The following is a 26,610-nucleotide window of genomic DNA, read 5'->3' on the forward strand; positions in this document are numbered from 1 at the left end:
CAAATTCTCCACCGAATTTCGCTAGCCTGACGCGGAATGAGGTGCGACACTCGCGCCGCGCGGTTTGTCACGCAGTAGGCCACCATGGCTGACATCCCGGCCACTCACTATGTCAAAAGTGACGACGTCCATATTGCCTATCAGGTGATGGGCGACGGTCCGCGCGACCTGCTGTTCGTCCCAGGTTTTGTCTCCAATGTCGAAGCGCTCTGGCAATCGCCGGCACGCGCTTCCTTTTTCCGCAAGCTTGCAACGTTTGCGCGGGTCATCACGTTCGACAAGCGCGGCACCGGAATGTCCGATCGCGGTTCCCAGATCTTCACGCTTGAACAGCGGATGCACGACGTGCAGGCGGTGCTGGACCAGGTTGGTTCTCAGCGGGCCACCTTGTTTGGCGTGTCCGAGGGCGGTCCGATGTCGCTGCTCTATGCAGCTACGTATCCCGAACGCACGTCAGCTCTGGTGCTTTGTGGCACTTATGCGCGACGCTCGTGGGCCCCTGACTACGCATTCGCGTGGACCGATGCGCAGTGGAGCGCTTTCCTCGATGACATTGAGCACCATTGGGGTTCGGCAGATGCGATGAGTTTGCTGATGTGGGCGCCTAGCCTCGCTGGCAATAAGCAGGCACTTGAGCAAACCGCCGCCTACTTCAGGGCCTCGGCAAGCCCAGGCGCGGCATCGGCGATCATGCGCATGAACCGGGAGATCGATGTCAGGGACATCCTGCCCGTGACGCGTGTGCCGACCTTGATTTTGCATCGCACCGATGAGCGCGTCATTGACGTGAAGCATGCGCGCTACATGGCGCAGCAGATTCCTTGCGCCAAACTGATTGAGCTCAGCGGTCAGGACCATATGGTCTGGGTTGGCGATCAGGATGCAATTATCAATGAGGTCGAAGAGTTCGTCACCGGGCATCGGCAAGCAGCGGAGCCGGACAGGGTGCTTGCAACTGTGCTGTTTGTCGACATTGCGGGATCGACGGAGCGCGCGGCCGCTCTCGGCGACGGCGCCTGGCGCGTGCTGCTGGATGCGTTCTATGCCAAAGCTCGGGGCGTGCTCGGCCAGTATCGCGGCCGCGAAGTCAATACCGCCGGCGACGGTTTCCTTGCCACGTTCGATGGCCCTGCGCGCGCTGTGCGTTGCGCCAGCGCAATCGGCGACGCGGTGCGCCCACTCGATCTGAAGGTCCGTTGCGGTTTGCATACCGGCGAGTGCGAATTCGTCGCTCACGATATTGTTGGCATTGCCGTGCATATTGGTGCACGTGTGGCGGCGCTAGCTGCCCCGGGTGAAGTTCTGGTCTCACAGACGGTTCGCGATCTCGTGGCAGGCTCCGGATTGACGTTTGAGGAGCGCGGCCGCCACATTCTCAAAGGCGTGCCCGACAAATGGCGTCTGTTCCGTGCGGTAACGACCTAGCACGTCTTCACCCGCCATGCGGTCAACGCACCGCTTCCGAGAGCTGAGCGGAATAGCATCGCGGATCTGCCCAGGTCAGCCTTTGACCCAAACCGGAAGTCGGGCTGCGCCGCATCAGATGAGATGCCACGGCTCAAAACCCGCTCAACCATCGGCTTACATTTTTCATACCATCGGCTTATTCTTTGGGTGTGCGAAGATGCCTTCCTGCGAAGGGAGGACACCGTGAGAGGTTTGGCAACTTGCGCTATCGCTTCGAGGAATTCGCATTTGACATCGACCGGCGCGAACTGCATCGCGGGGCACAGGTCGTTTCCATTACACCACAGGTGTTCGATTTGCTCGAATACCTGATCCGAAATAGAGAGCGCGTCGTCAGCAAGGACGACCTTATCAACGCCGTTTGGAAAGGTCGCATTGTGTCCGATGCTGCGCTTACGACTCGCCTGAATGCTGTCCGCGCGGCCATCGGCGATACCGGCGAGGAGCAGCGCCTCATCAAGACGTTTCCGCGCAAGGGATTCCGTTTCGTCGGACAGGTGCAGGAGACGCGAGAAGTTGCGGGCCCGGATCCGGGCGATGCACCCGAGAGCGCTCTTGCGCTCCCCGACAAGCCCTCCATTGCGGTATTGCCGTTCGATAACATGAGCGGCGATCCCGAGCAGGAATATTTTGCGGACGGAATGGTTGAGGAGATCATCACCGCGCTCTCGCGGTTCAAATCGTTGTTCGTGATCGCTCGCAATTCTAGCTTCACCTTCAAAGGTCGAGCCGTCGATATTAAGGAAGTCGGGCGCAGACTTGGCGTGCGCTACGTCCTTGAGGGGTCGGTGCGCAAGGCGTCAGGCAAAGTTCGCATCACTGGGCAGTTGGTTGATGCGGTGACAGGCGCGCACATTTGGGTGGACAGGTTCGAGCGCGACCTGACTGATATTTTCGTTCTTCAGGACGAAGTCACAGTTGCGGTCGTCTCAGCCATTCACCCGAAATTACTTCAAACAGAAATTGCGGAGGCGGCGCGGCGACGACCGAAGAACCTCACCGCGTATGATCTCTATCTTCGAGCCGCGCAACAGTACTACCCAATGACCCGTGAAGGGGTGGCCGAGGCGATCAGGCTGGCTCGTCGGGCTTTGGAGCTAGATCCTCGGTTCGGCGTTGTCGCTGCTCTGGCAGGTCTCTGTCACATGAACAACGTCCTTTTTGGCTATGCTGACGATCCTGATTTCGAGCGGGAGGAAGCAATCCGGCTTTCTCGCTATGCATTGAGCGTCGACGATGATGATCCAGACACGTTAGCAATGGCTGCCGCAACCTCGGCATTCATGGTCAGCGATAGTGAACGTGAGATCGAAATGGCAGAGCGGGCGGTCAAGCTCAATCCAAATTCACATCACGCATGGAATGGCCGAGCTTGGGTCTATACAATTGCAGTTCAGCCGGAGGAAGCGCTCCGCAGCTTTGAACGTGCTATCCGCTTGAGCCCGGTAGACCCGCTGCTATACCGGCCGTTTACTGGGATGGGGGTGGCCTTAATTGAGCTTCGGCGCTTTGACGAGGCAATCGTCGCTGGAAAGAAGGCCCTTCGTCAGAACCCCTATTCGTCGGCTTACCGCTGTCTCGCCGCCGCTTTCGCCCATCTCGGACGCGACGCAGAGGCGCGTGAGTGGGCGGCGCATGTGCTTAAAGTCGATCCCGCCTTTACAATATCTGCGTGGATCGCCCGGGGCGGGCAATCACGCTGGAAGCTGTATACCGAGGGTCTTCGCAAAGCTGGGTTACCCGAATAAGCTCGGTGCGCAGGTGCCGACGAGGTGATCGAACAGAAACCCTTGTTGCTGCGGTGCATGAGTCCGGAAATGGCCCATCTGGGAAGTTGCGCTGGGTCTCACGGAGGTCCGCTTGTCGCGGCAGAGCGGACCAGATTTGCTCAACCTGAGTTCTTCGCATTTTGACCCGTTGCGGACATTTGGACGCAGCGACTGGGCCGATTGTTCTCATCGGCGTCCCGTCTTTTGAAGTGCTAGACTTCGACCATCGCTGCTCGCCCGCGCCGACGAGGTGATCGAATGAGGGCGTAGTTTGCTGCGGTGCATGAGTTCGAAGTCGGCACTTTTCGGACCTGCCGTGTCACCTGACGATTTACGCTTCCGAGGTAGACTGGACATCTCTGCTACGACGTCAGACTTCCGAAAGTGAGCCATAGCGTTCATTTGTGATCGCTCGGAATGTTTCGAAGCTGCTATTAACGCTCGACCTGGCAGACCGAACGCCTTCCGTGCAGCGATACGGTGATCGCATGAGACGATTTGCCGTTACAGTGTCCGCGCTTCTGGTTGTGCTGCTGTTCTTCGGGTCGGCAGCCACAGCTCAATCGGTGCGAAGAGTGGCGCGGATCGGCATGCTTTGCGTCCCTGCTTGCAAGGTTCCCTATATTGAGGCGTTTTCGGACGAGCTTCAAAAGATTGGCTGGGTCGAGGGCACGACCATTGCGACTGAGCGGAAAGACCCGGATTATCACCTCGACAAGCTTCCGGCGCTCGCGGCCGACCTCGTGCGGTCGAGACCCGATCTAATCGTTGCCTTCACTCCTTTTGCCGCCCGCGCTGCCAAGAACGCCACCCCCGACATACCAATTGTAATAATTCTGGTCGCCGATCCGGTCGGTATGGGACTTGCGTCAAGTCTTGCCCGTCCTGGCGGAAACCTTACGGGCGTCGCTACGATGGATCGGACCGATTTTGGTGGGAAGTTTCTTGGTATTCTTCGAGAGGTTTTGCCACAGGCCAAACGCGTGGCAGTTTTCCTCAACACCTCAAACGAGATGCATCGGCTGGTGTTTCCGGAGACGCCAACCGCGGCCGCCAAGCTCGGCTTTCAGCTCGACGTAATCGATGTGCACGAAGTGGGGGAAGTGCCTCGCGCCGTTGCCGCCGCAAAAACCCGGGGAGCCGAGGCCTTGGACATATTTAGTGACCCAGTCTTTCCTCCGAACCGTGTGGCGGATCTCGCAGTACAAGCCGGTTTACCATCGATCTCCTTCGACGCCGGCTTTGCGCGAGCGGGCGGATTGATTTCCTACGGGCCGGACTTTCCTGCCTTGGCTCGAATTGGGGCTCACTATGTGGACCGAATTCTGAGGGGCGCCAAAACGGCCGAGCTTCCTATCGAGCAACCCACCAAATACCTGCTTGTCGTTAATCTCAAGACAGCGAAATCGCTCGGTATCGAAATCCCAGCTTCCCTTCTCGCGCGCGCGGACGAGGTGATTGAATAAGGCTTGTCACTTCCGGTGTTGGCCCATCTGCGAAGTTGCGCTGGTCTCACGGAGGTCCGCTTGTCGCGGCAGAGCGGACCAGATTTGCTCAACCTGAGTTCTTCGCATTTTGACCCGTTGCGGACATTTGGACGCAGCGACCGGGTCGATTGTTCTCATCGGCGTCCCGTCTTTTGAAGTGCTAGACTTCGACATGCACGAGGCGTTTTCCATTGGGGGTTCCAATGAGACGGCGCGGTTTCATCACGCTTGTCGGCGGCGCGGTGGTGGCGCTGCCGCTCGCAGCGCTGGCCCAGAAACCGGGGCGGACCTATCGCCTGGGTTGCTTGTCTCCGCATCCTCGCGACATTCACTTTAACGTACGTTTTTTCGACAACCTCCGGCGCGCTGGTTTCATTGAAGGCCAAAACCTCACAATTGATTACCGCGCCTTTGCACCTCATATCGATCTGATTTCGCAACTTGCGGCGGAGCTGGTCATAGCCCAGCCCGATGTCATCTATGCTGCTGCACCCGAGGCAGTTGCCGCCGTACAGCAGGCGACCAAGAGCATTCCCATCGTTGGGATCACAGGCGATATGGTCGCGGAGGGCTTGGTAAAATCGTTCGCCCGGCCCAATGGCAATATCACGGGGATCAGCATTTTTTCCCCTGAGCTTAACGGCATGCGACAGGACATCCTGATCGAAGCCGTGCCCGGGATTCGCCGCATCGCGGCTCTCGCCGATCCCAGCACAACAACTGAGGCGAAGGCTCACGCTTTGCAAGAGGCGGCGCGCGCACGCAACGTGGAGCTTTCAATCTATCGCGTCGCCAGGGCTGAGGAGATTGCAGCGACTATTGATAAGGCACAGGCATCGGGGGCCACGGCGCTGAATGTTCTCAATTCCGGGATGCTCGACGGCAATGGTCCGCTGATCATGGAACGAGTTGCAGCACTGCGCCTTCCAACCATGTATCAGTGGGGATTGCGGGCCGAGCAAGGTGGCTTTATCGGCTACGGCCCATCCCCCGATCACTTGGCAGACCTTACTGCTCGATTTGCGGCGAGCCTCTTGCGCGGCACGATGCCTGCCGATCTGCCGGTCGAACAGCCGACGAAATTCGAGCTGGTGATCAACCTCAAGACCGCTAAGGCGATGGGCGTTACGGTGCCCGAGTCTCTGTTGGCGCGCGCTGACAAGGTCATCGAGTGAGACGATGCTGTTTGCCGTGTTGCATGAGTCTGCACATGGCCCTTCTCGGAGGTCCGACAAGGTCCGCTTTCGCGCCGCTGTTGCGGGACAAGCCGTCATCAGGCGCACCTACTCTTAGCGACAGATCTTATGAGTACACACCCTCATCGCGCTTTAGCGGCCGGAGCGCTGCGAGGGTGGCATAATGCCATTGTTTTGCCCGACGGGTCAAATGCCTTTCGAAAAATCAGAAGACACTGCACCTCCGACGCCAAGCCGTTGATATTGCTGTCGGCGGCTACTGTGCATGGGGTTGTTTTTCGATTTTGTCTGGCGGCGCTAATGTCCGCCGAGATAGGCGGTGATCAGCCGGGGATCGTGAATGAGATCCTTGGCGGGCCCGGACTGCACGATCTCGCCGGTTTCCAGGACGTAGCCGTAATCGGCCGTCTCCAGCGCGGCGCGGGCATTCTGCTCGACCAGCAGGATCGAAACGCCGAGATCGCGCAACGAGGCGATGGTGCGGAAGATCTCGCGCACGATCAGCGGCGCAAGTCCGAGACTCGGCTCGTCCAGCATCAGCAGCTTCGGCCGCGCCATCAGCGCGCGTCCGAGCGCGAGCATCTGGCGTTCGCCGCCGGACAGCGTGCCGGCCGCCTGGCGCTGCCGCTCCTTCAGCCGCGGGAAGCGGTCGTAGACCTCGTCGAGCGTCTTCTCGACGCCGGACCGGTCGCGCAGGCTGTAGGAGCCCAGCAGGAGATTGTCGGCCACCGACATGTCGGAGAACAGCTCGCGCTTCTCCGGCACCAGGCACAATCTGCGCTCGACGCGGTCCTCGACCGAGAGCTTGCCGATCTCGCTGCCCTGGAAGACCATGCGGCCTTTCGACGACAGCAGTCCGATTGCCGCCATCAGCAGCGTGGTCTTGCCTGCACCGTTCGGGCCGATCACGGTGACGATCTGCCCCTCTTCGACCGACAGCGAGACGTTGCGGACCGCTTCGACATTGTCGTAGCAGACCGTGACGTCGGACAGGGAAAACATCGAGCTCACGCGACGCCTCCAAGATATGCTTCCTGCACCCGCGCATCGCTGCGGATCGCGGCCGGCGCGCCCTCGCAGAGCTTCGAGCCGAAATCCAGCACGACGATGCGATCGACCAGCGACATCACGAACTCCATGTCGTGCTCCACGATCAGGATGGTCAGGTGGTCCTCCCGCAGCGAGCGCAGCAGTTCGGCCAGCCTGAGCTTCTCCTGGCGGCGCAGGCCCGCGGCCGGCTCGTCGAGCACCAGCAGGGTCGGATCCGCGGCGAGCGCCCGCGCGATCTCCAGAATGCGTTGGTTTCCGAGCGGCAGATTGCCGGCGAGCTCGAACGGCTTGTCGCCGAGACCGACGCGTTCGAGCTGGAGCAACGCCTCGTGGCGGGCACTCGCTTCCTCGCGCCGGTTGAGGCGGAAGGCTCCGCCGAACAGGCCGGCGGCGGTGCGGCCATAGGTGCCGAGCATCACGTTCTCCAAAAGGCTCATGCGCGGCCGCAGCTTGACGTGCTGGAACGTGCGCGCGATCCCGGCCTTGGCGATGCGGGACTGAGCGTCATGCGTGATCGCGCGCCCGGCGAACACGATCTCGCCCTTGTTGACCCTGAGCGCACCGGTGAGGCAGTTGAACATCGTGCTCTTGCCGGCGCCGTTCGGGCCGATCACCGCGAGGATCTCACCCGCGCGGACCTCGAAGCTGACATTGTTGACGGCGACGAGGCCTCCGAACCGGCGCTCGGCACCATCGACCTTGAGGAGAAGCTCGCCCGGCTTGGGCTGGGAGCGGCGGGGCAGGGGCGGTGCGGGCGTCGGCCGCTCGCGCTTCAATTTCGGCAGGTAGCGTGCAAGATAGGGCACGATGCCTTGGCGCGCCCATTGCAGGAACAGGATGAACAGCGCCGAGAACGCCACGATCTCGAGCTGCCCGGACGCACCCTTGGCGATCAAGGGCAGATAGTCCTGCACGCTGTTCTTCAGCAGGGTGACGATGGCGGCGCCGACGACGCCGCCGAGAAGGCTGCCTGCACCTCCGACCATCGACATCATCAGATATTCGATGCCCATGCCGGCATCGAATGGTCCCGGGCTGATGAACCGGCTCATATGGGCGTACAGCCATCCCGAGAGCGAGGCCAGGAACGCCGCGGTCACGAACGTCACCAGCTTGATGCGGAAGGCGTTGATGCCGAGGCTTTCGACCAGCGTATTGCCGCCGCGCAGCGCGCGCATGGCGCGGCCGAGCCGGGAGTCCAGGAGATTGTAGCCGAGGAAGAGCACGACGGCGACGATGCCCCAGATCAGGAAATAGATCTGCGCACTGGAAACCAAAGCGAGCGATCCGAAGCTGATCGGCGGGATCGAGGAGATGCCGTTGAAGCGGCCGAGCCCGTCCAAATTGCCGAACAGGAAGCCGATCGCCAGACCCCAGGCCACGGTGCTGAGCGAGAGGAAGTGCCCCTGCAGGCGGAGGGTGACGAGGCCGAGAACGGTTGCGACGCTGCATGTGAGCGCCACGCCGAACAACAGGCCGAGCCAGGGCGAATGGCCGTTCAACGCGGAGACCCAGGCGGTCGCGTAGGCCGCGACGCCGACGAACGCCGCCTGTCCGAACGAGACGATGCCGCCGACCCCGGTCAGCAGCGCGAGCCCGATGGCGACCAGCGAATAGATGCCGATGTAGTTCATCAAGGTGATGCTGAACGGGCTGAGGACGAAGGGAGCCGCAGCGAGGCCCAACACGGCCGCGATGGCGGCGATCCGAACGTGAAGGCGCGTCATTCCTCGATCTCCTCCTCGGAATGCAGCGATGCGAGCGATCGCCAGATCAGGATCGGGATCAGCAGCGAGAACACGATGACGTCCTTCAGCGCGCTGCTCTCGAACGATGCGAAGCTTTCCAGGATGCCGACGCCGACGGCGCCGATCGCAGCCCCCGGATAGCTGGTCATGCCGCCGACGATCGCACCGACGAACGCCTTGAGGCCGATCAGGAAGCCGGAATCGTAGAACACCGTGTTGACGGGAGCGATCAGGATGCCCGATACGCCGGCCATCAGCGAACCGAGCAGGTAAGCGATCGTGCCGGCGCGCGCCGGGCGGATTCCCATCAGCCGCGAGCCGGTCCGGTTCACGGCAGTGGCGCGAAGCGATTTGCCGACCAGCGTGAAGTCGAAAAAAAGATAGAGCAGGCCGCTGAAGACCAGTGCCGCAATCACGATCAGCATGGTCTGGCCCGAGATCAGGACGCCGGCGAATTCCATCGAGAGCGAGGTCAGCGGCTCGGTCCGGACGCCTTCGGGACCGAAGAACAGCAGACCCAGCCCGACGAGCGCAAAATGCAGCGCCACCGAGACCGTCAGCAGCAGCAGCACCGTGCCGTCCGCGATCGGGCGGAAAACGATGCGGTCGAGAAGCGGAGAGATCGGCGTGATCAGCATCAGCGCGAGCACCAGCCTGACGGCGAGGGGTGGGTCCATCCGCGTCGCCAGCCAAGCGCAACCGACCACCGCAAGGGGGAGCACCAGATAGAAGAGAAGCGCGCGCGGAGCGAGGCGGAGCTCGCCGGAGCGCGCCAGCGAAGCCATCTCGATCAGGGTCGCAAGGCAGGCCAGCACCACGACCAGCGCGCCCGTTCCGGGGAAGCGCTTTGCGTCGAGGGCCGCGAGCGTCAGCGCAGTGAAGGCCGCAATGTCGCCGAAGGGGATGAACACGACCCGCGTCACCGTGAATATGAGGACGGTGCCGATCGCCACCAGCGCATAGATGGCGCCGGTGGCGATGCCGTCGATCGCAAGAATGGCTGCGATATCGCTCGTCATTGAGCCGCTGTTCCCCCGTTGATGGCCGATCGTTTTCTTACGGCACGTACTTCCAGGTGCCGCCGGTCAGCCGGACGACGACGAGGGAGCGCTCGTCGACGCCGGTCGCGGCGCCTTGCTTGAAATTGTAGACGGCATGCACCCCCGGCAGCTCCTTGGTGCTGAGGATGGCATCCCGGAGTGCGGCGCGGAACTCGATCGTCCCCGGCTTTGCCGACTTGAGCGCGCGCTCGGCCGCGTTGGCGAAGATCAGCCAGGCGTCGAAGGAGTAAGCCGAGAAGCCGTCGGTGGTCGGAATGTTGTGGGTCTTCTGGTAGACGCTGCGGAAATCCAGCGCGATCTTCTTGGCAAAATGCTCATCGGGTAGCTGTTCGGCGACGATCACGGGCCCCGCCGAGACCTGAATCCCCTCGGCCGCCTTGCCGCCCACGTTGACGAAATCCGGATTGACCAGTGCCACCGTGCCGTAGGTATTTCCTTTGAAGCCGCGCTCGGCAAGGCTGAGCAGAGGCAGTGCGCCTTGCGTGCCGGAGCCGCCGTCGAGCACGGCGTCGGGCCGAGCGGCCATGACCTTGAGGATCTGCGCGGTGACGGAGGTGTCGGTGCGGGCATAGCGTTCGTTGGTCTGGATCTTGATGCCGTCGGCCGATTCCGCCGCCTTGGCGCCGTTGTAGACGAGGTCGCCCCACGCATCCGAGAAGCCGATATAGCCGATGTTCTTCATGCCATCGCGCTTCATGCGATCGGCGATGATCTTGACGAGCAGTGACGCTGGCTGCGGCACCGAGACCACCCATTGCTCCGGCGTGTCGGGCAGCTTGACGATCGGTGAGACCGCGATCATCGGCACCTTCAGTTCGCTTGCGACGGCCGCCATCGCGATCGTCGAGGGCGCCGTTGCGGTGCCGATCAGCAGGTCGACCTTCTCCTCCTCCACGAGCTTGCGCGCGTTGCGCGTCGCCGCCGAGGGATCGGACCCGTCGTCGAGCTGGATCAGGCGGACGGTCTCGCCATTGACCGATTTCTTGTACTCGTAGGCGGCATTGATGCCGCGCCCATAGGGGATGCCGATCGAGGAGCCGTTGCCGCTCAACGAGGTGACGAAGCCGATGGTGATGTCGGCCCGCGCCGCCGGCGCGACGGTGATTCCAACTGCAACTGCCACTAAGGCCAGGGTCTTGCGCATTGCCTTCTCCTGCTTTGATACGCGTGCGAATGACGGGAAGCCGCCGGACCTCAATCGGGACTGACGGCAATCGGAAGCGCTATTGCGGCGCCGGAGGTCGGCGCGAATATGAAGACTTCGCCTGGTTGGCGGCGGCGTCATGCCACTGCCTGTGGACGGAGGAGCACGCCGCCGCGCAGCCCTGCACAGGACATTGCCGCCCGTCGTTCAGCTCGGAAGACTGCCCACACGATCGAGTCGCTCAAGAGCGGTGTCCTGCAACATCATCGTTACGCCGCCAGAGCGGCAGGAATTAGTTAAAGCCTAAAGTATATCCGGCGAGCCCGTCAACAGCGCCTGACGGCTCTCTGCAAAAAAATGCTGATGCATACAATTCCGGCAGTTGGCGGCGGATTCTTGGGCGTCGCGAATGACAAAATCGGCAGTGGCGGCTGCGGCGTGCCAGCTCGCCTCCTTGGGTGCGCCGCACACATTTGACGCGCAAATTAGTTTGTGATTGAAATATTAGGGCCGGCGGTCCGGTGAGGAAGAGACGATGCGCATCTTCTGGCAGAGCTTCGTTGATGCGAGCGTGAACGCGCCTTACATGGCGCGGCTGTCGGAGTATCTCAACAGCATCGCGGCATCGGGCACGACGGTCCATGTCGAAGGCATATCACCGCCGGATCGCGAATTTGGCCGGCTCGCCGAATTGCGCTGCGCCGTTCAGGCCATCGACAACGGCATCGCAGCGGAAGAGCAGGGCTTCGATGCATTCGTCATGGGCCACTTCCAGGATCCCGGTCTGTACGAGCTGCGCGCAACGCTCGATATTCCCGTGATCGGAGCCGGCGAGGCGACGCTGCTTGCTGCCTCGCAGCTTGGTCGGCGGCTCGGCCTCGTCACGCTCGATCCCGTTTTCGAGGTCTGGCACTATGAGCAGGCCGAACGTTACGGCCTCGGCGGTCGCGTCGTTCACGTCACGGGCCTCGGCTGCAAGCCCGAGGATTTCGCAGATGCCTTCGCCGGCGATCAAGCCGCGCATGCCCGCATGATCGAGGATTTCGTCGCCTGCGCGTTGCCGCTCGTCGAGCGCGGTGCCGACGTCGTGATACCTGCCGGCGTGCTGCCGGGCCTGTTGATCGGGCGGGAGCACGGTCTCAAGGTCGGGCACGCCCCGGTGGTCAACTGCGCGGCGGTGGCGCTGAAGAGCGCCGAGATGTGGGTGCAGCTCAGGCGCCTCAACGGAACCGAGCCGAGCCGGGGTCCGAGCTTCAGGCGCGCCAGCGCGCTTGCCCGCGACGATTTCCGCGCGCTGCTCTCGCGTAACCGACGTTAGAGCCAGCTAGCGCGTTTGGAGAAGACCAACATGATGACGCCCGAGAAGATCCTGTACGACACCCAAGTCACGGCGACCGGCGGCCGCGACGGCAAGGCCGCGAGCGCGGATGGCCTGCTGTCGGTGTCGCTGTCGGTGCCGAAATCACTCGGCGGCCCCGGCGGCGAGGGTACCAATCCGGAGCAGCTTTTTGCGGCGGGTTATGCCGCCTGTTTCCTCGGTGCGGTCAAACTCGTGGCGCGCACCAGGAAGGTGGTGCCGTCTGCGGAGCCCTCGGTCACGGCGAAGGTGGCGATGGGACCAGTGCCCGTCGGATACGCGCTGGCCGTCGAATTGAAGGTCGATCTGCCCGGCGTGGAGCGATCGGTGGCGGAAGCCGTCGTTGCCGGCGCGCACGAACGCTGCCCCTATTCGAACGCAACACGCGGCAATATCGACGTGAAGCTGACGGTGATCTGAGGCGAATGGACAAGGCGGACGATCGTTGACGCTCTCGCTTCGCACACCCTACGACGGCATCGTGATGGCGGCCCCCGTCACGATACCCTATGTGCGCTATTCGATCGACAGCGCTCAATGGTGGATCGGCCGCGCCTTGAGCGCACTCGTTGCGCAAGCGGGCATCAGGGCTTCGGAGATCGACGGATTATGCGTCTCCAGCTTCACCTTGGGGACGGACAGCGGGGTCGGCCTGACGCAGCATTTCGGACTGTGCGTGCGATGGCTCGACACGATTCCGCTCGGCGGCGCCAGCGCCATCGCGGCGGTGCGAAAGGCGGCCCGCGCGGTTCAGGCGCGCGATGCCGACATCGTGGCGTGCGTCGCCGGCGATACCAACCACGTCGATTCCTTCCGCTTGACGCTCGAGAATTTCTCCCGCTTCAACCAGGATGCGGTCTATCCTTACGGCGCGGGCGGCGCGAATTCGAGCTTCGCTCTCATCGCCCGCAACTACATGCGGACCTTCGGAGTTAGCCGTGAGGACGTCGGCAGGATCGCGGTTGCCCAGCGCACGAACGCCTTGCGCAATCCGCACGCGCTGATGAAGTCGGCGCTGTCGATCGAGCAGTACCTCGCGGCGCGCCCCATTTCCGATCCCATTCATCTGTTCGACTGCGTGATGCCTTGTGCCGGCGCCGAGGCATTCCTCGTGATGCGGGAGGACACCGCCGCTTCGCTGCGACTACCCGCGGCAAAACTGCTGTCGACGATCGAGCGGCACAATGCCTTTGCCGATGATCCGATGCAGGTTCGTGGCGGCTGGGCGATGGACGTCGGTGAGCTCTATGCGATGGCCGGCGTCAAGCCCGACGATCTCGACATCGTCCAGACCTACGACGACTATCCCGTCATCTCGATGATGCAGTTCGAGGATCTCGGCTTTTGCGAGAAGGGCGAGGGGGCCGAGTTCGTCCGCCAGCACGATCTCACCATCGACGGTGACTTTCCGCACAACACCTCCGGCGGGCAACTCTCGGTCGGGCAGGCCGGCGCAGCCGGCGCCTATCTCGGTCTCGTCGAAGGGCTGCGGCAGGTCCTGGGAATTGCAGGTCCGACTCAGGTCAGGGATGCGAGCCTCGGCCTGGCGTCCGGCTTCGGTATGATCAATTATGACCGCGGACTTACCTCCGGTGCCGCGATCTTTGCCGGGCCTTCGCGATGATCGATCCGATTGAACCGCCTCGACGCAAGAACCCGCTGCTGCGGACGCGCCTGCCGACCGCGCCGCCGCGCGCCCGCAGCAGGACCTCGCACGGCTTTACGCGCGCTGCCGCCGAAGGGCACTTTATGCTCCAGCGCTGCGAGGGCTGCGGCGCCTTCACCTATCCGGCGCGCGAGGCGTGCCCGTCGTGCCTGTCCGCCGCGCTTGCGTTCGTCGACGCGCCGGCCCGCGGCGTGCTGCTGGCGCACACCACGGCGCACGTGCCGAGTGACGTCTATTTCCGGGAGCGGGCGCCCTGGCGCGTCGGCCTCGTCAAGATGGATTGTGGTCCGACCGTCGTGGCGCATCTTCATGCCGATTGTATCGAGGGTGCTCCCGTCCGCATGTCGTTTCAGCTCGACAAGAGCGGTCAGGCGGTGGCCTTTGCCCGACCCGAAGGGGAGACGCCCAATATGGCTGACGACAGGCAGTGGCGCGAAATGACTGCCGATCCCAAATTTCGGCGCGTGCTCGTGACCAGCGGCCGCAGTGCCGTCGGGCGGGAGGTCGCCTTGGCGTTGAAGGCCGCGGGGACCAAGACCGTGTTCGTGGGCATCGCCGAGCCGTGGCGGCCGTTTGCCGGCGAAGAGCTGCTGCGCGGGCAGGAGGGCATCGAGCTCTTACCCCTCGACGCCGCCGATGAAAAATCAACCGGTGATCTCGCCGCCGATATCGGCGGCAAGGTCGACATCCTCGTGAATACGATCGACTATGTGAGGCCCGGCGGCTTGTTGGACCGCAAGGGCACGAGCATCGCGCGCGACGAGATCGATCAGGCTTATCTCGGCTTCATCAATCTCGCACAGGCCTTCGGACCCGCGATGCGGATGCGGGGAGCGGACGGCATCAATAACAGCGTTGCCTGGGTCAACATCCTGTCCGTCCACGCGTTGGCGAACTGGCCCGCCTTCGGCGCTTACTCCGCCTCGCAAGCCGCCTGCCTGTCGCTCTCGCATTGTCTTCGCGCCGAGCTTCGGCCCGGCGGCATCAAGTTGATGAACGTCTTCACGGGGCCAGTCGACACGGAGTGGTTTCAGACCGTGCCGCCGCCGAAGGTGGCGCCGCGGGCGATCGCGCAGGCGGTCGTGGCCGGGCTCAGGAACGGACTCGAGGAAATGTATGTCGGAGACGTCGCCCAGGAGATTCGGCAGCGTCTGGCGGCCAATCCGAAAGCGCTCGAGCGCGAGCTCGACCGGTAAGTGAGCCCTTTTCGACCAAGGTGGAGGACGCGACAATGCACGGCAAGGCTCTCCTGGATCTCGCGGGCGCGATCGCTTCGGACGCGGTGCGCGTCATCGACCTGAGCTTCACGCTCAGCCCCGAATTTCCCGTGATCGTGCTGCCGCCCGAATTCGGCCAGGCGGCGCCGGTGCGCATCCAGGAGATCTCGCGCTATGACGCACGTGGCCCGGCCTGGTATTGGAACAACGTGACCTTCGGCGAGCATACCGGCACGCATTTCGACGCGCCGATACACTGGTTCACCGGCAAGGACCTCGCCAACAATGCGGTCGATACCATGCCGGCCAAGGACATGATCGCGCCCGCCTGCGTCATCGATTGCTCCGCGCAGGCGGCTCTGGATCCGGACTTCGTGCTCACGGTGCCGATCGTCGAGGCCTGGGAAGCCGAGCACGGCCGAATTCCGGCCCGGCACTGGGTGCTGCTGCGGACGGACTGGTCGAAGAAGGGCTGGCGCGATTATTCGAACCTCCGGGACGACGGGGCGCACACGCCGGGTCCGAATGCAGCCGTGATGAAATGGCTGGTGGAGGAGCGCGGCATCATCGGTTTCGGCACCGAGACGATCGGCACCGATGCAGGACAGGCCGGGCATTTCGAGCCGCCTTATCCGGCGCATCATTTCCTCCACGGTGCGGGCCGCTACGGCCTGCAATGCCTGTGCAACCTGGATCAGCTTCCTGCGACTGGAGCGATCATCGTCGCCTCCCCGCTGAAGATCCAGAACGGCTCGGGCAGTCCGCTGCGCGTGATCGCGCTGGTTTCGTCCACGTGAGATGCGCGTACGCCCGGCCGGGATTGACGCATCCAAACCACCAATGACAGGTGCCATGACTTCGATGAAATCACTGCTGGGTTCAGCGCTGCTCCTTCTGGCGGTTCCGTGCTGCGCGCAAGCCGATATCCTCGTCGGCTTCGTCACCGGCCTCAGCGGGCCGGTATCGTCGATCGGCATTCCCAATGCAAAGGGGATCGCTGCAGGAGAGGCCTATGTCGGCGAGATCGGCGGCGAAAAGGTGCGCCTCATCCAGCTCGACGATGCCTCCGATGCAACCGCTTCGGCGCGCAATGCGCGCAAGCTCATCGAGCAGGAGAAGGTCGACGTCCTGATCGGGACGTCGGGCGCGCCGCAGACGCTGGCGATGGCCACCGCCGCGATCGAGATGCAGGTGCCGATGATCGCGGTCTCCCCGATCGCGTCCGTTCCGGCCGGCGAAGGCGGCCCTTGGGTCGTTCAGACACCCCAACCGATGCCGCTGCTGGTCCAGGGCATCGTCGACCACATGAAGGCGCGCGGGCTGAAGACGGTCGCCTTCATCGGATTCTCGGATGCGCTCGGCGATCTCCTGTACGATTCGTTGTCGCACAGCGCCAAGGCGGCGGAAATCAAGGTCATCGCCAACGAACGCTATGCCCGCTCCGATTCGTCGGTGACGGCGCAGGTGCTGCGTGCCTTGGCGGCGAGGCCCGATGCCATCATGCTCGGCGGCACCGGAACGCCGGGCGCGCTGCCCGCCATTGCCTTGTCCGAGCGTGGCTACAAGGGGCCGCTCTACGGCAACAACGGAATGATCAGCGCCGACTTCCTGCGTCTCGCCGGCAAGGCCGCCAATGGCATCATCTGCCCCACCGGGCCGGTGATCGCGGCCGAGCAGCTGCCGCCGAGCAATCCCATCCAGAAGGTCGCCCTGGCCTACCGGGCCGCCTACGAGAAGGCGAACGGCGAGCAGCCGACGGACGGGTTCTCCTCCTACTCGTTCGATGGCTGGGTCGTCTTCGTCGATGCTGCCAAGCGCGCGCTGGCGACCGGGGCCAAGCCAGGCTCGCCGGAATTCCGTAGCGCGCTGCGCCAGGCCCTGTTCGCCACCAAGGAAGTCGTAGGCACGCAAGCCGTCTACAATTTCACGCCGGCGGATCGTCATGGTGTCGACGCACGTTCGCGCGTCCTCGTCCAGATCGAGGACGGTAAGTACAAGCTCCTGCCTTGATCTCGGGCAGGCCATTCGGGCCGGATGACGGAGCATTGCATGCGGGATGACGCCGGGCAGGAGCAGGATACGCCGGCCTGGGCACGTGCGGTCGAGTTGTTTCCCCCGTCCGACCGCGTGCTTTCGACCATCCTCGCCAAACAAGCGCGCCGCTACGGCGACCGCATCCTGCTGGTTGCAGGAGGGGCGCGCTGGACCTACGCGCAGACTGCGGCGATTGCGGCTGCATCGGCGCAGACGCTGATCGAGGCCGGCATCAAGCCGGGAGACCGGGTCGCCTTGATGTGCTCGAACCGGCCCGAGTTTCTTCAAGTCCATCTCGGCTGCGCCTGGCTCGGCGCCATCACGGTGCCGATCAACACGGCGCTGCGCGGCCTCCAGCTCGCACACATCTTCCGCAACTCGCGCCCTGCGCTCCTCGTCGTCGAGGCCGGATTTCTGGACGCAATCGAGACGATAGGCATCGAGGCCGGCCTGCCGCCGCTGGTGTGGACCATCGATCAGGTCGCGGAGGGGACGGCGAAGGGATCCATGCCGCTGCCCGCGCTCGCATCCATGGCGCCGCCCGGTGCCGTGCGGCCGGGAGATACCGTTGCCATCCTCTACACATCCGGCACCACGGGGCCGGCCAAGGGCGTGTGCTGTCCGCAAGCGCAGCTGTTCTGGTGGGGCATCTGCTCGGCGCGGGCGCTCGGCATCCGCGAGGGCGACGTGCTGTTCACGACCTTGCCGCTGTTCCACACCAACGCGCTCAATGCATTCTATCAAGCGGTGCTGAACGGTTGCACTTACGTGCTCGAGCAAAAATTCTCCGCGTCGGGCTTCTGGGCCGCCGCGCGCCTCCACAACGCAAGCGTAGGTTACCTGCTCGGCGCCATGGCATCCATGCTCATGGCTCAGCCTCGCAAGGAGGAGGATCATGCTCACGGCCTTCGCGTCGCCTTGGGTGGAGGCGTGCCACCGCAGATCCATCGGCCGTTCCTCGAGCGGTTCGGCGTGACGCTGGTCGACGGCTATGGATCGACCGAGACCAATTTCGTGTTTGCCGGCGCAATTCCCTCCGACTGTCCGGGAACGATGGGCTATCTGGCCGATGGCTTCGAGGCGCGGATCGTCGACGACAACGATTCGGAGCTGCCCGACGGCCAGGCGGGCGAACTCGTCCTGCGCGCCAGGGAGCCGTTCGCCTTCGCCACCGGATATTTTGGCATGGCGGAGAAGACGGTCGAAGCCTGGCGGAATCTCTGGTTTCATTCCGGAGATCGCGTCGTCAGGGATGCCGACGGACATTACCGCTTCATCGATCGCATGAAGGACTCGATCCGCCGGCGCGGCGAGAACGTGTCATCCTGGGAGGTCGAGCAGATCATCCTTTCCCATCCGGCGGTTGCGGCGTGCGCGGTCTATCCGCTGCCCTCCGAACTGGGCGAAGACGAGGTTGCGGCGGCGATCTTGCTGGAGCCGGGGCAGTCGCTGGAGCCTGTCGATATCATCAGGCATTGCGAAGGGCAGATCGCCTATTTCGCAGTACCGCGCTATGTGCGCATCGTGAACGAGATGCCGCTGACGGAGAACGGCAAGATCAAGAAGGGCGCGCTGCAACAGGCCGGCGTAACGACGGAGACCTGGGATCGCGAAGCTGCCGGGATTCGAATTCGGCGTTGAGGCTCATGACCGCTCGCGCCGTTGCAGGGCGTCCCTCACGGCACTCTTCACGTCGTCGAGTTCGCCGACGAGGCCGTCGAGACGGTCGATTGGAAGATCGGCGAGCAATTCGGCGAGCCAGGCGCCGTGACTCTTCGCCATCCGCCTGAAGGTCTTTCGGCCCTCGACCGTCATGCAGACGATCTGGACGCGCCGGTCCAGATGCGAGGGCGTGCGGGTGATGTATCCATCCTCGACGAGGCGGTCGACGATCGGTGTCAGGTTGCCGGCCGACACCATCAGGCGCTTGGGCAGTTCGCCCAGGACCAACCCGCTCGGCTCACGGTCGAGCTGGGCGAGGACGTCGAAGCGGGGCATCGTGAAGTCGTATTCCTCGCGAAACCGGCGCCGCAACTCGCCCTCGATCATGGACGTGCAGGCCAGCAGCCGAAGCCAGAGCCTTGTCTGAGCCCTGTACTCGGCCTCCGCGTCGGTCGCCTTCCTGTTGGAGGCCGGAGAGGACTCCTTTGCGAGTGCCAAATCGATCTCCTAAGCCTCGTTCGGGCTGCAAGCGAGTGGAATTCCATTCAGCTCGTAGAATAGTTCGTGCCAAAACTAAATTCAAGGCGTGACAGGATCAGGACTGGTCCTGATGTGGACGGAACCGTCAGCTTTCCATCGCTTGTGTCGCCGCAAGCAAGAGGTGTTTGAATATCGTCCCCGCCTGACGTCTTGACAATGGCCTCGGCGAGGGAAATAGTTTATACTTGAAATAATTGATGGTGCTGACGGCTTGGGCGGTCGCCGGTGCGGCAGAGAGCATGCCGGGTCCGGCGGGCCCCCGACCTTGCGGAGCGACCGATGAACTCACCGGCACAGACAATCTCCCGCGACTGGCTGGACTGGCCGTTCTTCGAGCCGCGTCATCGTGTGATTTGCGACGCGCTCGATCGTTTCGTCGCACAGGGTGATGTTCAGGCCGTCGATCACCGCGACATCGACGGCGCCTGCCGCAAGCTCGTGCGGGCGCTCGGTGCCGCGGGGCTGCTCGATTGCGCGGTCGCGGCGCCGGACGGCGACGTGACCAGCATCGATTCCCGCTCGATCTGCCTGTCGCGTGAGACGCTGGCCTATGCCGATGGCCTTGCCGACTTCGCCTTTGCGATGCAGGGCCTGGGATCCGGCGCCATTGCGCTTGCGGGCTCGTCGGAGCTGCGACACGCCGTGCTGCCGAAAGTCCGTTCGGGCGAGTGGCTGGCCGCGTTCGCGCTTTCGGAGCAGGGGGCCGGCTCCGACGTGGCGGCCATGACCTGCGCGGCGCGCGAAGACGGCGACAGCTATGTTCTGAACGGCGAGAAGACCTGGATCTCCAACGGCGGCATCGCCGACGTCTACACGCTGTTTGCCCGAACCGGCGAGGCGCCCGGCGCGCGCGGCATCTCGGCGTTCGTCGTGTTTCCGGACGACCCCGGCTTCAGCGTGGCCGAGCGCATCGACATCGTCGCGCCGCATCCGCTGGCGACGCTGCGCCTGGACAATTGCCGCATTCCGAACAGCCGGCTACTCGGAGCGCCCGGTGGCGGCTTCAAGATCGCGATGCAGACCCTCGACATCTTCCGGGCTTCGGTTGCTGCAGCCGCCTTGGGCTTTGCCCGACGTGCGCTGGAGGAGGCGCGACTGCACGCACAAACGCGCCGCATATTCGGGGCGACGCTGGCGGATCTGCAGCTCACCCAGGCCGCGCTCGGAGACATGGCGACCGAAACCGACGCCGCTTCGCTGCTGACCTACCGCGCCGCCTGGCGTCGCGACGTCCAGAAGCTTCCCACCACGCGTGAAGCTGCGATGGCAAAGCTGGCCGCCACCGAGACCGCCCAGCAGGTTGTCGATCGCGCCGTGCAGATGTTCGGCGGTCGCGGCGTGCGCAAGGGCGAAATCGTGGAGAGCCTGTATCGCGAGGTCCGCGCCCTTCGAATCTATGAAGGTGCGACCGAGGTGCAGAAGCTGATCGTCGCGCGCGAACTGCTCAAGCCGCGCTAAGCCGGCCCCGGGTATCTGTCACTCGCTCCGCCGGCGGAGCTAGCCTGGCCTGATCTCAGATCAGGCGCCTGCTCGACCTCCTGCGGCAGCACGGCGAGGAGGAGCGGCCGCGCTGATCGTCGGCCCCATGCCCATCCGGCGGAGGCGGAGCGGGTTCCGTCCGGCGCGATCAGACGCGGAGGAACCCTTGCACATGGTCGAAGCTTGACTCCGCGGGCCAGCCTCGCCGCCGATCGCTGGCCTGCACGGCCCCGCCTCCAAGCCCCCCATACCCCCCAGGGTGGGGCCGTGCTTCCAAGCAGGAGGTGCAATTGTCCGAGCCGACCGAGCAAGAGATCAGAGAACGCGCGCACCAATTGTGGGAGCAGGCGGGCAAGCCCGAAGGGCGCGAGGAGGAATTTTGGCACGCGGCGGAGCAGGAGCTGCGCAACGAGGACAAGTCGAACACGCTGCGGACGCCGGATACGCTGTGACCAACAAGACCTGCCCATTCTGCCAGGGTCTCGGATGGGTCTGCGAAAACCACCCGCTCCGGGTCTGGAGCGAGAAGCTCGGCGGCTGCCGCTGCGGCGAGGGCATGCCGTGCACCTGCAATACGGCCGAAGACCCCGAAATCAGAGTGGTGATCGTCGAAGCCGATACGACGTGGCATTAGCGGCGCCGGCTGCGCCGGTTCAAGCGATGCTGCGCAGCTGGTCATTTCCGAAAGCGCAACACCTGAAGGAACGGACCATCCGGGAAGCGAATTTAGTGTCTGCACGGCTCCGACAACGTTCCTTACCCACGGCAGTTTCGGCGGTGGACGAGCAGAAGAAGCTAGAGCACCAGATCGAACTCGCAACGCGAGCGGCCTCGCTCGTCAAGGACGAAACCACCGGACAACGCTTCAGGAGCTTCGCCGAGGAATTGAAACGAAAGCTGCTTCGCATGATGCGCCGTGGCAAGGTGCGCACACGCGCATATGAGCTCTGGGAGCAGGCCGGCCGTCCCAGCAATCGGGAGTTGGACTTCTGGCTCGAAGCCGAACGTCAGATCGAAGATGAACGCGAGGAGAAGAAGGGCGGGGGCGCTTCATAGCCAGTGCGTAGGATGAGTGGAGGCCTCGCGAAGCCCATCATGCACCCGCGTTCGGAAACATATTATTGATGGGTTTCGCTTCGCTCTACCCATCCTACCGAACCAGCAAAACGAAAAAGCCGCCAGGCTCTTCACCCTGACGGCTTTGCAAAGTCCGCAGCTGTTGATCGTCTTCCCAGCCTCGTGCGTACCGCCGTTACCTTGTTTGCGGCCATGCCCGATCCTTGTAGGCGATGGCGCGCGATTCCGCTGTGATCTGGAGCACACAGTGGAAGGGATTCGGTGTCACGTTCTAAAAGCCCGCGCTGCGCTGCAACCACAATTGCGCTCGCGAGCCCCCTCGGATCTCGTAGGACCTCCTACCCTTGGTCAAGGGGAACGTCCTTATAGGGCAATATGGTAGCGCCGTGCTCGATGCAGTCCAGGACGCTGCGCGCCGGCTTTGCCGGTGCCTTCGGCATCCTGGACAGCATCTGACCTCTCAGGCTCTCTTGACTATTTTGTATTGCTCGACGGACTGCCTCCGTCGTGGTGGCGCAGCCGTGTAAAATCTGTCCCATAGCGCTTCCTTCGAATCGTGCGACAAGGATGCACCATCAAAGTCTGGGACTAAACACCTAGTCTAGTTCGTGGTGTTCCGCAGAAGTTCAAAATCAATGCGAACTCTAGGAAGGTCAGTGTTGCTGCTCTTGACACTGCTATGGTCCGGTTCTGGCCCGAAGCTGTATAGCCGACGCGCATCCAAACGTCGGCTGTCGAGTGCAGATCGGACGTGGCGTGCACGGATTCAGACCGCCGATTTTGACCCAAAGCTGCCTTGGCGACGCCAACAGCTTAACGCGCCCGAGTGTGTCAGGGGGCGTCTCAACGGTCGCGTCGGGGCCAACTTGAGCCGGGCCAAACGTCGCCATTGACCCTTAGCTAACCTTTCGCAGCGCCCGCGTTTGTCCGAACCTAGTTGAGGTTTTTAATTCAAGCGCGCAAACTACCTCAATTGACGTTTGTCAGCGACACATGAACCCAGATCACGTACCGCCGATCAAGCGGAGGCGATCATGGGAAACGAGAAAATGCATCCACCAAAATATTGGGAGATGCGTGCAGAGGAGTTCCGCGCGAAGGCGGACAACTGCGAGCATAAGCAGGTCAAGGAATCGCTCCGTAAGATCGCCAACACCTATGACGACCTTGCCCGGCGAGCCAAGTTAATCCGCACCATCCAGGACTGACAGTATCGATGCTTGCAACGTGGCTCTACGTCAGTTCCAGTTTGCTCGGGCAGGATGCTGACGCCGAGATCGCCAACATTCGAAGTATCGCGGAAGCTCGAAATCCTGAACTTAGGCTAACTGGTGTTTTGTTGTTTTCCGGTCGCCATTTTGCTCAATTTCTTGAAGGCGCAGAAGCTGACCTAAATATCATGCAGGCTTCGATTTGTAGCGATGCCAGGCATACGGGCCTTGTGACGTTGCCGACAGATCCAATCGGAAAGAGAAGGTACGGGCGTTGGGCATTGGCTTATTTGGGCTGGGCCAGCCATATTGACGGGGTCCTTTCTGACGCCCTGCTCAAAAAGGACGGGCGAAAACTACTGCGCTACATGGACGAGTTCGTAGCGCAGCGTCACTGAATCAATGCTCCTCGGTCCATGAGTCCGGATATGGCCCCAAGGCGAAGTGGTCCAATCACCCGTTGAGGTCCGCTGTTAGTTGCAGATCGGACCTGCCGCTCTGCTCACAGCTCGCGCTCCATCGCGGGGTGACTACGGTTCTTCACTTTAACCCAGTACTTACTACGTCCGGCCTCATAGGGCCGGTCGCGACGTTTCGACACTAGTCCCTCAAGTCCCATGTTGCAGGCAGCGTGGAATAGATCAGGCCCAAGCTCGCCACGTTCGAAGGGATTGACGAAGACGCCTTCAGGACGACGTGCCAGCAGGCGCTCCAAGTTCGTCTTTCGCATTGACAGGGGAAGCATGCGGAGGTCGTCGCCGCCTGCGGCGAGAATATCGAAGGCGCAGAACTGCACCTCGTGATCATGTTTGCGGGAGTGAAGCGCGTTGAAATCGGAGACGCCATCGACGCCAAGCACGACGGCTTCGCCGTCGAGCACGAATTGCTTCTGGCGGACCTTACGCGCGGCTTCTACGATCCATGGATAACGACTCGCCCAATTGTAGCCGCCGCGCGTGATCAGGCGCACGCGGTCGCCATCGCGCTCCAAGCGGAGGCGATACCCATCATATTTTATTTTCATGGAGCCAATCGGCGCCGTCCGGGACCGTAGTACCCTTGGTCGGCAGGCAAAACTCAAAGGACCGAAACATAGGACCAAGATAGGCATTCACAGGGTTTTTGCGATCCGTGGGCCGAGGGATGCCCATGCTTTTGGTTAGCCGCTCAGGAACCCTGACGATCTCGGTGGTAAGCCCTTGCAACGCGCACAGCGGACGCGTAGAACAAAATGAGAACAGCGAGCCGCTCGCCAAACCCGTCTAAGTAGTGTTTATCCTCTGCTCGCCGCCTGTTTGCGGGAGGGGGGAATATGTCATTTGAGAATTTGGTCGTGGAGCGGGTCGTTCTCCACAAGGTCTTCAAGCGTCGGCATGACGGGGCGCTGGTAGCACCTAGCTATGCGGGGCAACTTGTGGCGTTGCCGACCGATGCCATGGCTTCATTCACGGAACGGGTAGTCGACGCTATGGGCGATGCCTCGCAAAGCATGGAATTGGAAATTGCGGAGCACGGACCTGACAGCGCAGTGGGGTTGGCCGCCACATTAGTTGGCAAGCCGGATGGTGCATTCATTGCGGGCTCCGCCAAGTTCGCGGACAAACTTGCAAATGCACAACAGGCCAAGAACCTCCCTGGAGGCAAGTTGGTGGTCTTCACCGGCACGGTTGGCGGCTCGTCGCGGCCGTATGTCGGCATCATCAAAGCTGAGAAGCAAAGTGGCTTCCGCGAACGCGGCACGGCGATCCAGTACTTGACCGACCTTTTCCTGACGCCTGCGTCGAAGCTGTACAAGATCGGCTTCTTCACCCTGGCGGATGCGCGCCGAACTTTGCCGGAAGCCTGGCGCGCGCACGTCTACGATAGTCATATGACGCAGCGAAACCGCGAGGGGGCTGCAAAGTATTTTTACGGGACGTTCCTCGGATGCAGAATGCCGGAGAATAGTGCGTATCTGACCCGCTCCTTCTTCGAAAACACCCGCGACTTCATCCGTCAGCTCTCAGTTGAGCCAGAAGAGAAGGACGATTTGCTGACTTCGCTGTACACTTATCTGAAGGTCGACCAAACGCCTACAATTCAGGTTAACAGCTTCTCAACGACTTATCTGCCCAATGATGCCCAAGATGACTACACGAATTATATGCAGTGCAAGAACTTCCCGCTCACTGCCGTGCAGAAGGATATCGGCGACCTCAAGGGCCAACTCAGCAAGCGCCGGATACGGTTCTCTGGTAGCATCGAACTAAGTGGGCCGCCGGAAGCCTTCAAGGACCTAATCGAAATGGAGAGGGTTGTCATGGATGGTGCCGAGCCCGGACAATCCGCCGTGTGGACGCGCATTACCATCAAAGACCGTATCCGCTCACAAGAATGACCGAGGAAGAGTTCCTTAGCCGCTGGTATCAGGAACGCCCGAGCGTCGAGGCGTGGGGGAAGTTTGTTGCTCAAAAGCTGATGGAGCAAATTGCTCCGCTCGTCACACCGGTATCGGCTGATATCTTCGTTCGCATCCCGGCTGAACCGCGACTGAAGGGGGATGGCTCGATCCTCACCAAGGCATTCTATCGCGGTAAAAAATATGCCGATCCGCTCAACGAGATCACGGACAAAGTCGGGGTGCGCTTCGTTGTGCTCCTGGACAGAGACATCGCGATTGTGTGCCGTGCCTTAGAAGAATGCGGGGAGTGGGAAGCGTCTAAGGACCGCGATTACGAGGAGGAGCGCGCGCAGGCTCCATACGCGTTCACGTATCAATCCGTACACTACGTGGTGCGCGCGAAAGGTGAAAAGAAACTAGGTGAACTCATCGTCGCGCCAGGGACGCCCTGCGAAGTTCAGGTGCGAACGCTATTGCAGCACGCCCATAGCGAGTTGACGCACGACACCATCTACAAGCCGAGCGTGGCGCAGACGCCGGAGATGCACCGGGCCGCAGCCAAGAGTATGGCCCTCATCGAGGCCACTGGCGATTATTTCCGGGAACTGATGGAGCTTATCGAGAGAAACGTCGCGCCCGCACGAGAGCTTTCAAAACAAATGTCAGACATGTATCGCGAACTTCTCGGTCGAGAGCCTGATCCGACGAGAGCCGAAGGGCTTCTCAATGACGCGTTTGCAACATTCGCTGGCGATAAGCCAGGGGAAGCCATCCGCTCGCTTTTTGAACAGAAGCCATTCCTGCTCGATCGCATCAGGGAGCGCTCTGCAACGAAGCTCCTCTTTCGCCAGCCAAGCATCATGCTTGTCTACTGGGCAGTGTCGAAGCGCCCGGCCGATGCACAAGATGCATGGCCGCTCACGTTCGCTGAGCTGAAACCGGTCTACACAGATCTCGGCCTCGCTGCTCCGACCAGTTAGGCGGCTTGCGCCACCTCGATCAACTCAAAGTCGTCAAGTGGTAGATCAAGGCTATCGGAGTGGTGTCGATCCATGTCCGAAATGT

At 62.3% G+C, this 26,610-nt stretch carries 25 protein-coding genes; 19 read left to right on the top strand and 6 right to left on the bottom strand.

The genetic code is table 11. The features are described from left to right. Positions 1–84: 84 nt before the first annotated feature. The 4 genes from DCG74_RS15400 to DCG74_RS15415 all read left to right on the top strand — a co-directional run bounded on the left by DCG74_RS15400 (position 85) and on the right by DCG74_RS15415 (position 5,898). Entirely contained in the window at positions 85–1,425 is a 1,341-nt protein-coding gene (locus DCG74_RS15400; RefSeq protein WP_036046399.1) for an adenylate/guanylate cyclase domain-containing protein, read from the top strand. A gap of 242 nt (positions 1,426–1,667) precedes the next feature. Then, positions 1,668–3,215 (top strand): winged helix-turn-helix domain-containing tetratricopeptide repeat protein, encoded by a 1,548-nt coding sequence (locus DCG74_RS15405; RefSeq protein ID WP_172789521.1) that lies wholly within the window; start codon positions 1,668–1,670, stop codon positions 3,213–3,215. Positions 3,216–3,724: 509 nt separating this feature from the next. Next, positions 3,725–4,702: an ABC transporter substrate-binding protein gene (locus tag DCG74_RS15410; RefSeq protein ID WP_172789522.1), complete on the top strand. Its 978-nt coding sequence runs from the start codon at positions 3,725–3,727 to the stop codon at positions 4,700–4,702. Positions 4,703–4,926: 224 nt separating this feature from the next. After that, positions 4,927–5,898 (top strand): ABC transporter substrate-binding protein, encoded by a 972-nt coding sequence (locus DCG74_RS15415; protein ID WP_172789523.1) that lies wholly within the window; start codon positions 4,927–4,929, stop codon positions 5,896–5,898. Between the two features lie 318 nt (positions 5,899–6,216). Here the strand turns inward: DCG74_RS15415 and DCG74_RS15420 are convergent, their stop codons facing one another. From DCG74_RS15420 to DCG74_RS15435, 4 genes are read right to left on the bottom strand one after another with little or no spacing between them, the layout of a single operon-like run. After that, a complete protein-coding gene (locus tag DCG74_RS15420) occupies positions 6,217–6,930 on the bottom strand; it encodes an ABC transporter ATP-binding protein (RefSeq protein ID WP_172789524.1) in 714 nt (237 codons plus the stop codon). Next, on the bottom strand, positions 6,927–8,696 hold the full coding sequence (locus DCG74_RS15425) for an ATP-binding cassette domain-containing protein (RefSeq protein WP_172789525.1): 1,770 nt from the start codon (positions 8,694–8,696) through the stop codon (positions 6,927–6,929). The genes DCG74_RS15420 and DCG74_RS15425 overlap by 4 nt, the downstream gene beginning before the upstream one ends. Further along, positions 8,693–9,736: a branched-chain amino acid ABC transporter permease gene (locus DCG74_RS15430; protein WP_172789526.1), complete on the bottom strand. Its 1,044-nt coding sequence runs from the start codon at positions 9,734–9,736 to the stop codon at positions 8,693–8,695. Before DCG74_RS15430 ends, DCG74_RS15425 begins: the two co-directional genes overlap by 4 nt. Positions 9,737–9,773: 37 nt before the next feature. Further along, a complete protein-coding gene (locus DCG74_RS15435) occupies positions 9,774–10,922 on the bottom strand; it encodes an ABC transporter substrate-binding protein (protein ID WP_172789527.1) in 1,149 nt (382 codons plus the stop codon). A gap of 535 nt (positions 10,923–11,457) precedes the next feature. Here DCG74_RS15435 and DCG74_RS15440 point away from each other — a divergent pair. From DCG74_RS15440 to DCG74_RS15470, 7 genes are read left to right on the top strand one after another with little or no spacing between them, the layout of a single operon-like run. After that, a complete protein-coding gene (locus DCG74_RS15440) occupies positions 11,458–12,240 on the top strand; it encodes an aspartate/glutamate racemase family protein (RefSeq protein ID WP_172789528.1) in 783 nt (260 codons plus the stop codon). Positions 12,241–12,270: 30 nt separating this feature from the next. Beyond that, complete coding sequence (locus DCG74_RS15445) at positions 12,271–12,699, top strand: organic hydroperoxide resistance protein (protein ID WP_172789529.1); 429 nt, start codon at positions 12,271–12,273, stop codon at positions 12,697–12,699. A gap of 25 nt (positions 12,700–12,724) precedes the next feature. Beyond that, the gene (locus DCG74_RS15450; protein ID WP_210268580.1) at positions 12,725–13,903 is read left to right on the top strand and encodes a thiolase family protein; all 1,179 of its coding nucleotides are present in this window, start codon (positions 12,725–12,727) and stop codon (positions 13,901–13,903) included. Further along, positions 13,900–15,141, top strand: coding sequence for an SDR family NAD(P)-dependent oxidoreductase (locus DCG74_RS15455; RefSeq protein WP_172789530.1), 1,242 nt, complete (start codon positions 13,900–13,902; stop codon positions 15,139–15,141). Before DCG74_RS15450 ends, DCG74_RS15455 begins: the two co-directional genes overlap by 4 nt. Positions 15,142–15,176: 35 nt before the next feature. Continuing rightward, positions 15,177–15,959 (top strand): cyclase family protein, encoded by a 783-nt coding sequence (locus DCG74_RS15460; RefSeq protein WP_172789531.1) that lies wholly within the window; start codon positions 15,177–15,179, stop codon positions 15,957–15,959. Positions 15,960–16,014: 55 nt separating this feature from the next. Beyond that, positions 16,015–17,172 (top strand): ABC transporter substrate-binding protein, encoded by a 1,158-nt coding sequence (locus DCG74_RS15465; RefSeq protein WP_172789532.1) that lies wholly within the window; start codon positions 16,015–16,017, stop codon positions 17,170–17,172. Between the two features lie 39 nt (positions 17,173–17,211). Continuing rightward, entirely contained in the window at positions 17,212–18,837 is a 1,626-nt protein-coding gene (locus DCG74_RS15470; RefSeq protein WP_246709105.1) for an ATP-dependent acyl-CoA ligase, read from the top strand. Between the two features lie 3 nt (positions 18,838–18,840). Here the strand turns inward: DCG74_RS15470 and DCG74_RS15475 are convergent, their stop codons facing one another. Continuing rightward, positions 18,841–19,356, bottom strand: coding sequence for a MarR family winged helix-turn-helix transcriptional regulator (locus tag DCG74_RS15475; protein ID WP_172789534.1), 516 nt, complete (start codon positions 19,354–19,356; stop codon positions 18,841–18,843). A 321-nt stretch (positions 19,357–19,677) separates the two neighbouring features. Here DCG74_RS15475 and DCG74_RS15480 point away from each other — a divergent pair, with 321 nt between their 5' ends. From DCG74_RS15480 to DCG74_RS15505, 6 genes are all read left to right on the top strand, one after another. Beyond that, complete coding sequence (locus DCG74_RS15480; protein ID WP_172789535.1) at positions 19,678–20,856, top strand: acyl-CoA dehydrogenase family protein; 1,179 nt, start codon at positions 19,678–19,680, stop codon at positions 20,854–20,856. A gap of 311 nt (positions 20,857–21,167) precedes the next feature. Further along, complete coding sequence (locus DCG74_RS15485; RefSeq protein ID WP_081493716.1) at positions 21,168–21,329, top strand: DUF2934 domain-containing protein; 162 nt, start codon at positions 21,168–21,170, stop codon at positions 21,327–21,329. Then, a complete protein-coding gene (locus DCG74_RS15490; protein ID WP_172789536.1) occupies positions 21,326–21,511 on the top strand; it encodes a hypothetical protein in 186 nt (61 codons plus the stop codon). Before DCG74_RS15485 ends, DCG74_RS15490 begins: the two co-directional genes overlap by 4 nt. Beyond that, entirely contained in the window at positions 21,502–21,933 is a 432-nt protein-coding gene (locus tag DCG74_RS15495; protein ID WP_257187575.1) for a DUF2934 domain-containing protein, read from the top strand. Before DCG74_RS15490 ends, DCG74_RS15495 begins: the two co-directional genes overlap by 10 nt. A 1,055-nt stretch (positions 21,934–22,988) precedes the next feature. Further along, the gene (locus DCG74_RS15500; RefSeq protein ID WP_172783833.1) at positions 22,989–23,162 is read left to right on the top strand and encodes a hypothetical protein; all 174 of its coding nucleotides are present in this window, start codon (positions 22,989–22,991) and stop codon (positions 23,160–23,162) included. Positions 23,163–23,170: 8 nt separating this feature from the next. Then, the gene (locus tag DCG74_RS15505; protein WP_172783834.1) at positions 23,171–23,563 is read left to right on the top strand and encodes a BLUF domain-containing protein; all 393 of its coding nucleotides are present in this window, start codon (positions 23,171–23,173) and stop codon (positions 23,561–23,563) included. Between the two features lie 104 nt (positions 23,564–23,667). On the opposite strand, the gene DCG74_RS15510 is transcribed toward DCG74_RS15505, so the two are convergent. Continuing rightward, positions 23,668–24,189, bottom strand: coding sequence for an RNA ligase family protein (locus DCG74_RS15510; protein WP_306558277.1), 522 nt, complete (start codon positions 24,187–24,189; stop codon positions 23,668–23,670). A gap of 288 nt (positions 24,190–24,477) precedes the next feature. Here DCG74_RS15510 and DCG74_RS15515 point away from each other — a divergent pair, with 288 nt between their 5' ends. After that, positions 24,478–25,542 (top strand): nucleoid-associated protein, encoded by a 1,065-nt coding sequence (locus tag DCG74_RS15515; RefSeq protein ID WP_172783835.1) that lies wholly within the window; start codon positions 24,478–24,480, stop codon positions 25,540–25,542. Next, entirely contained in the window at positions 25,539–26,525 is a 987-nt protein-coding gene (locus tag DCG74_RS15520) for a GTP pyrophosphokinase family protein (protein ID WP_172783836.1), read from the top strand. Before DCG74_RS15515 ends, DCG74_RS15520 begins: the two co-directional genes overlap by 4 nt. Positions 26,526–26,610 lie beyond the last annotated feature (85 nt).

Origin of the sequence: Bradyrhizobium sp. WBAH42 (genome assembly GCF_024585265.1) — a bacterium.
Classification (GTDB): Bacteria; Pseudomonadota; Alphaproteobacteria; order Rhizobiales; family Xanthobacteraceae; genus Bradyrhizobium.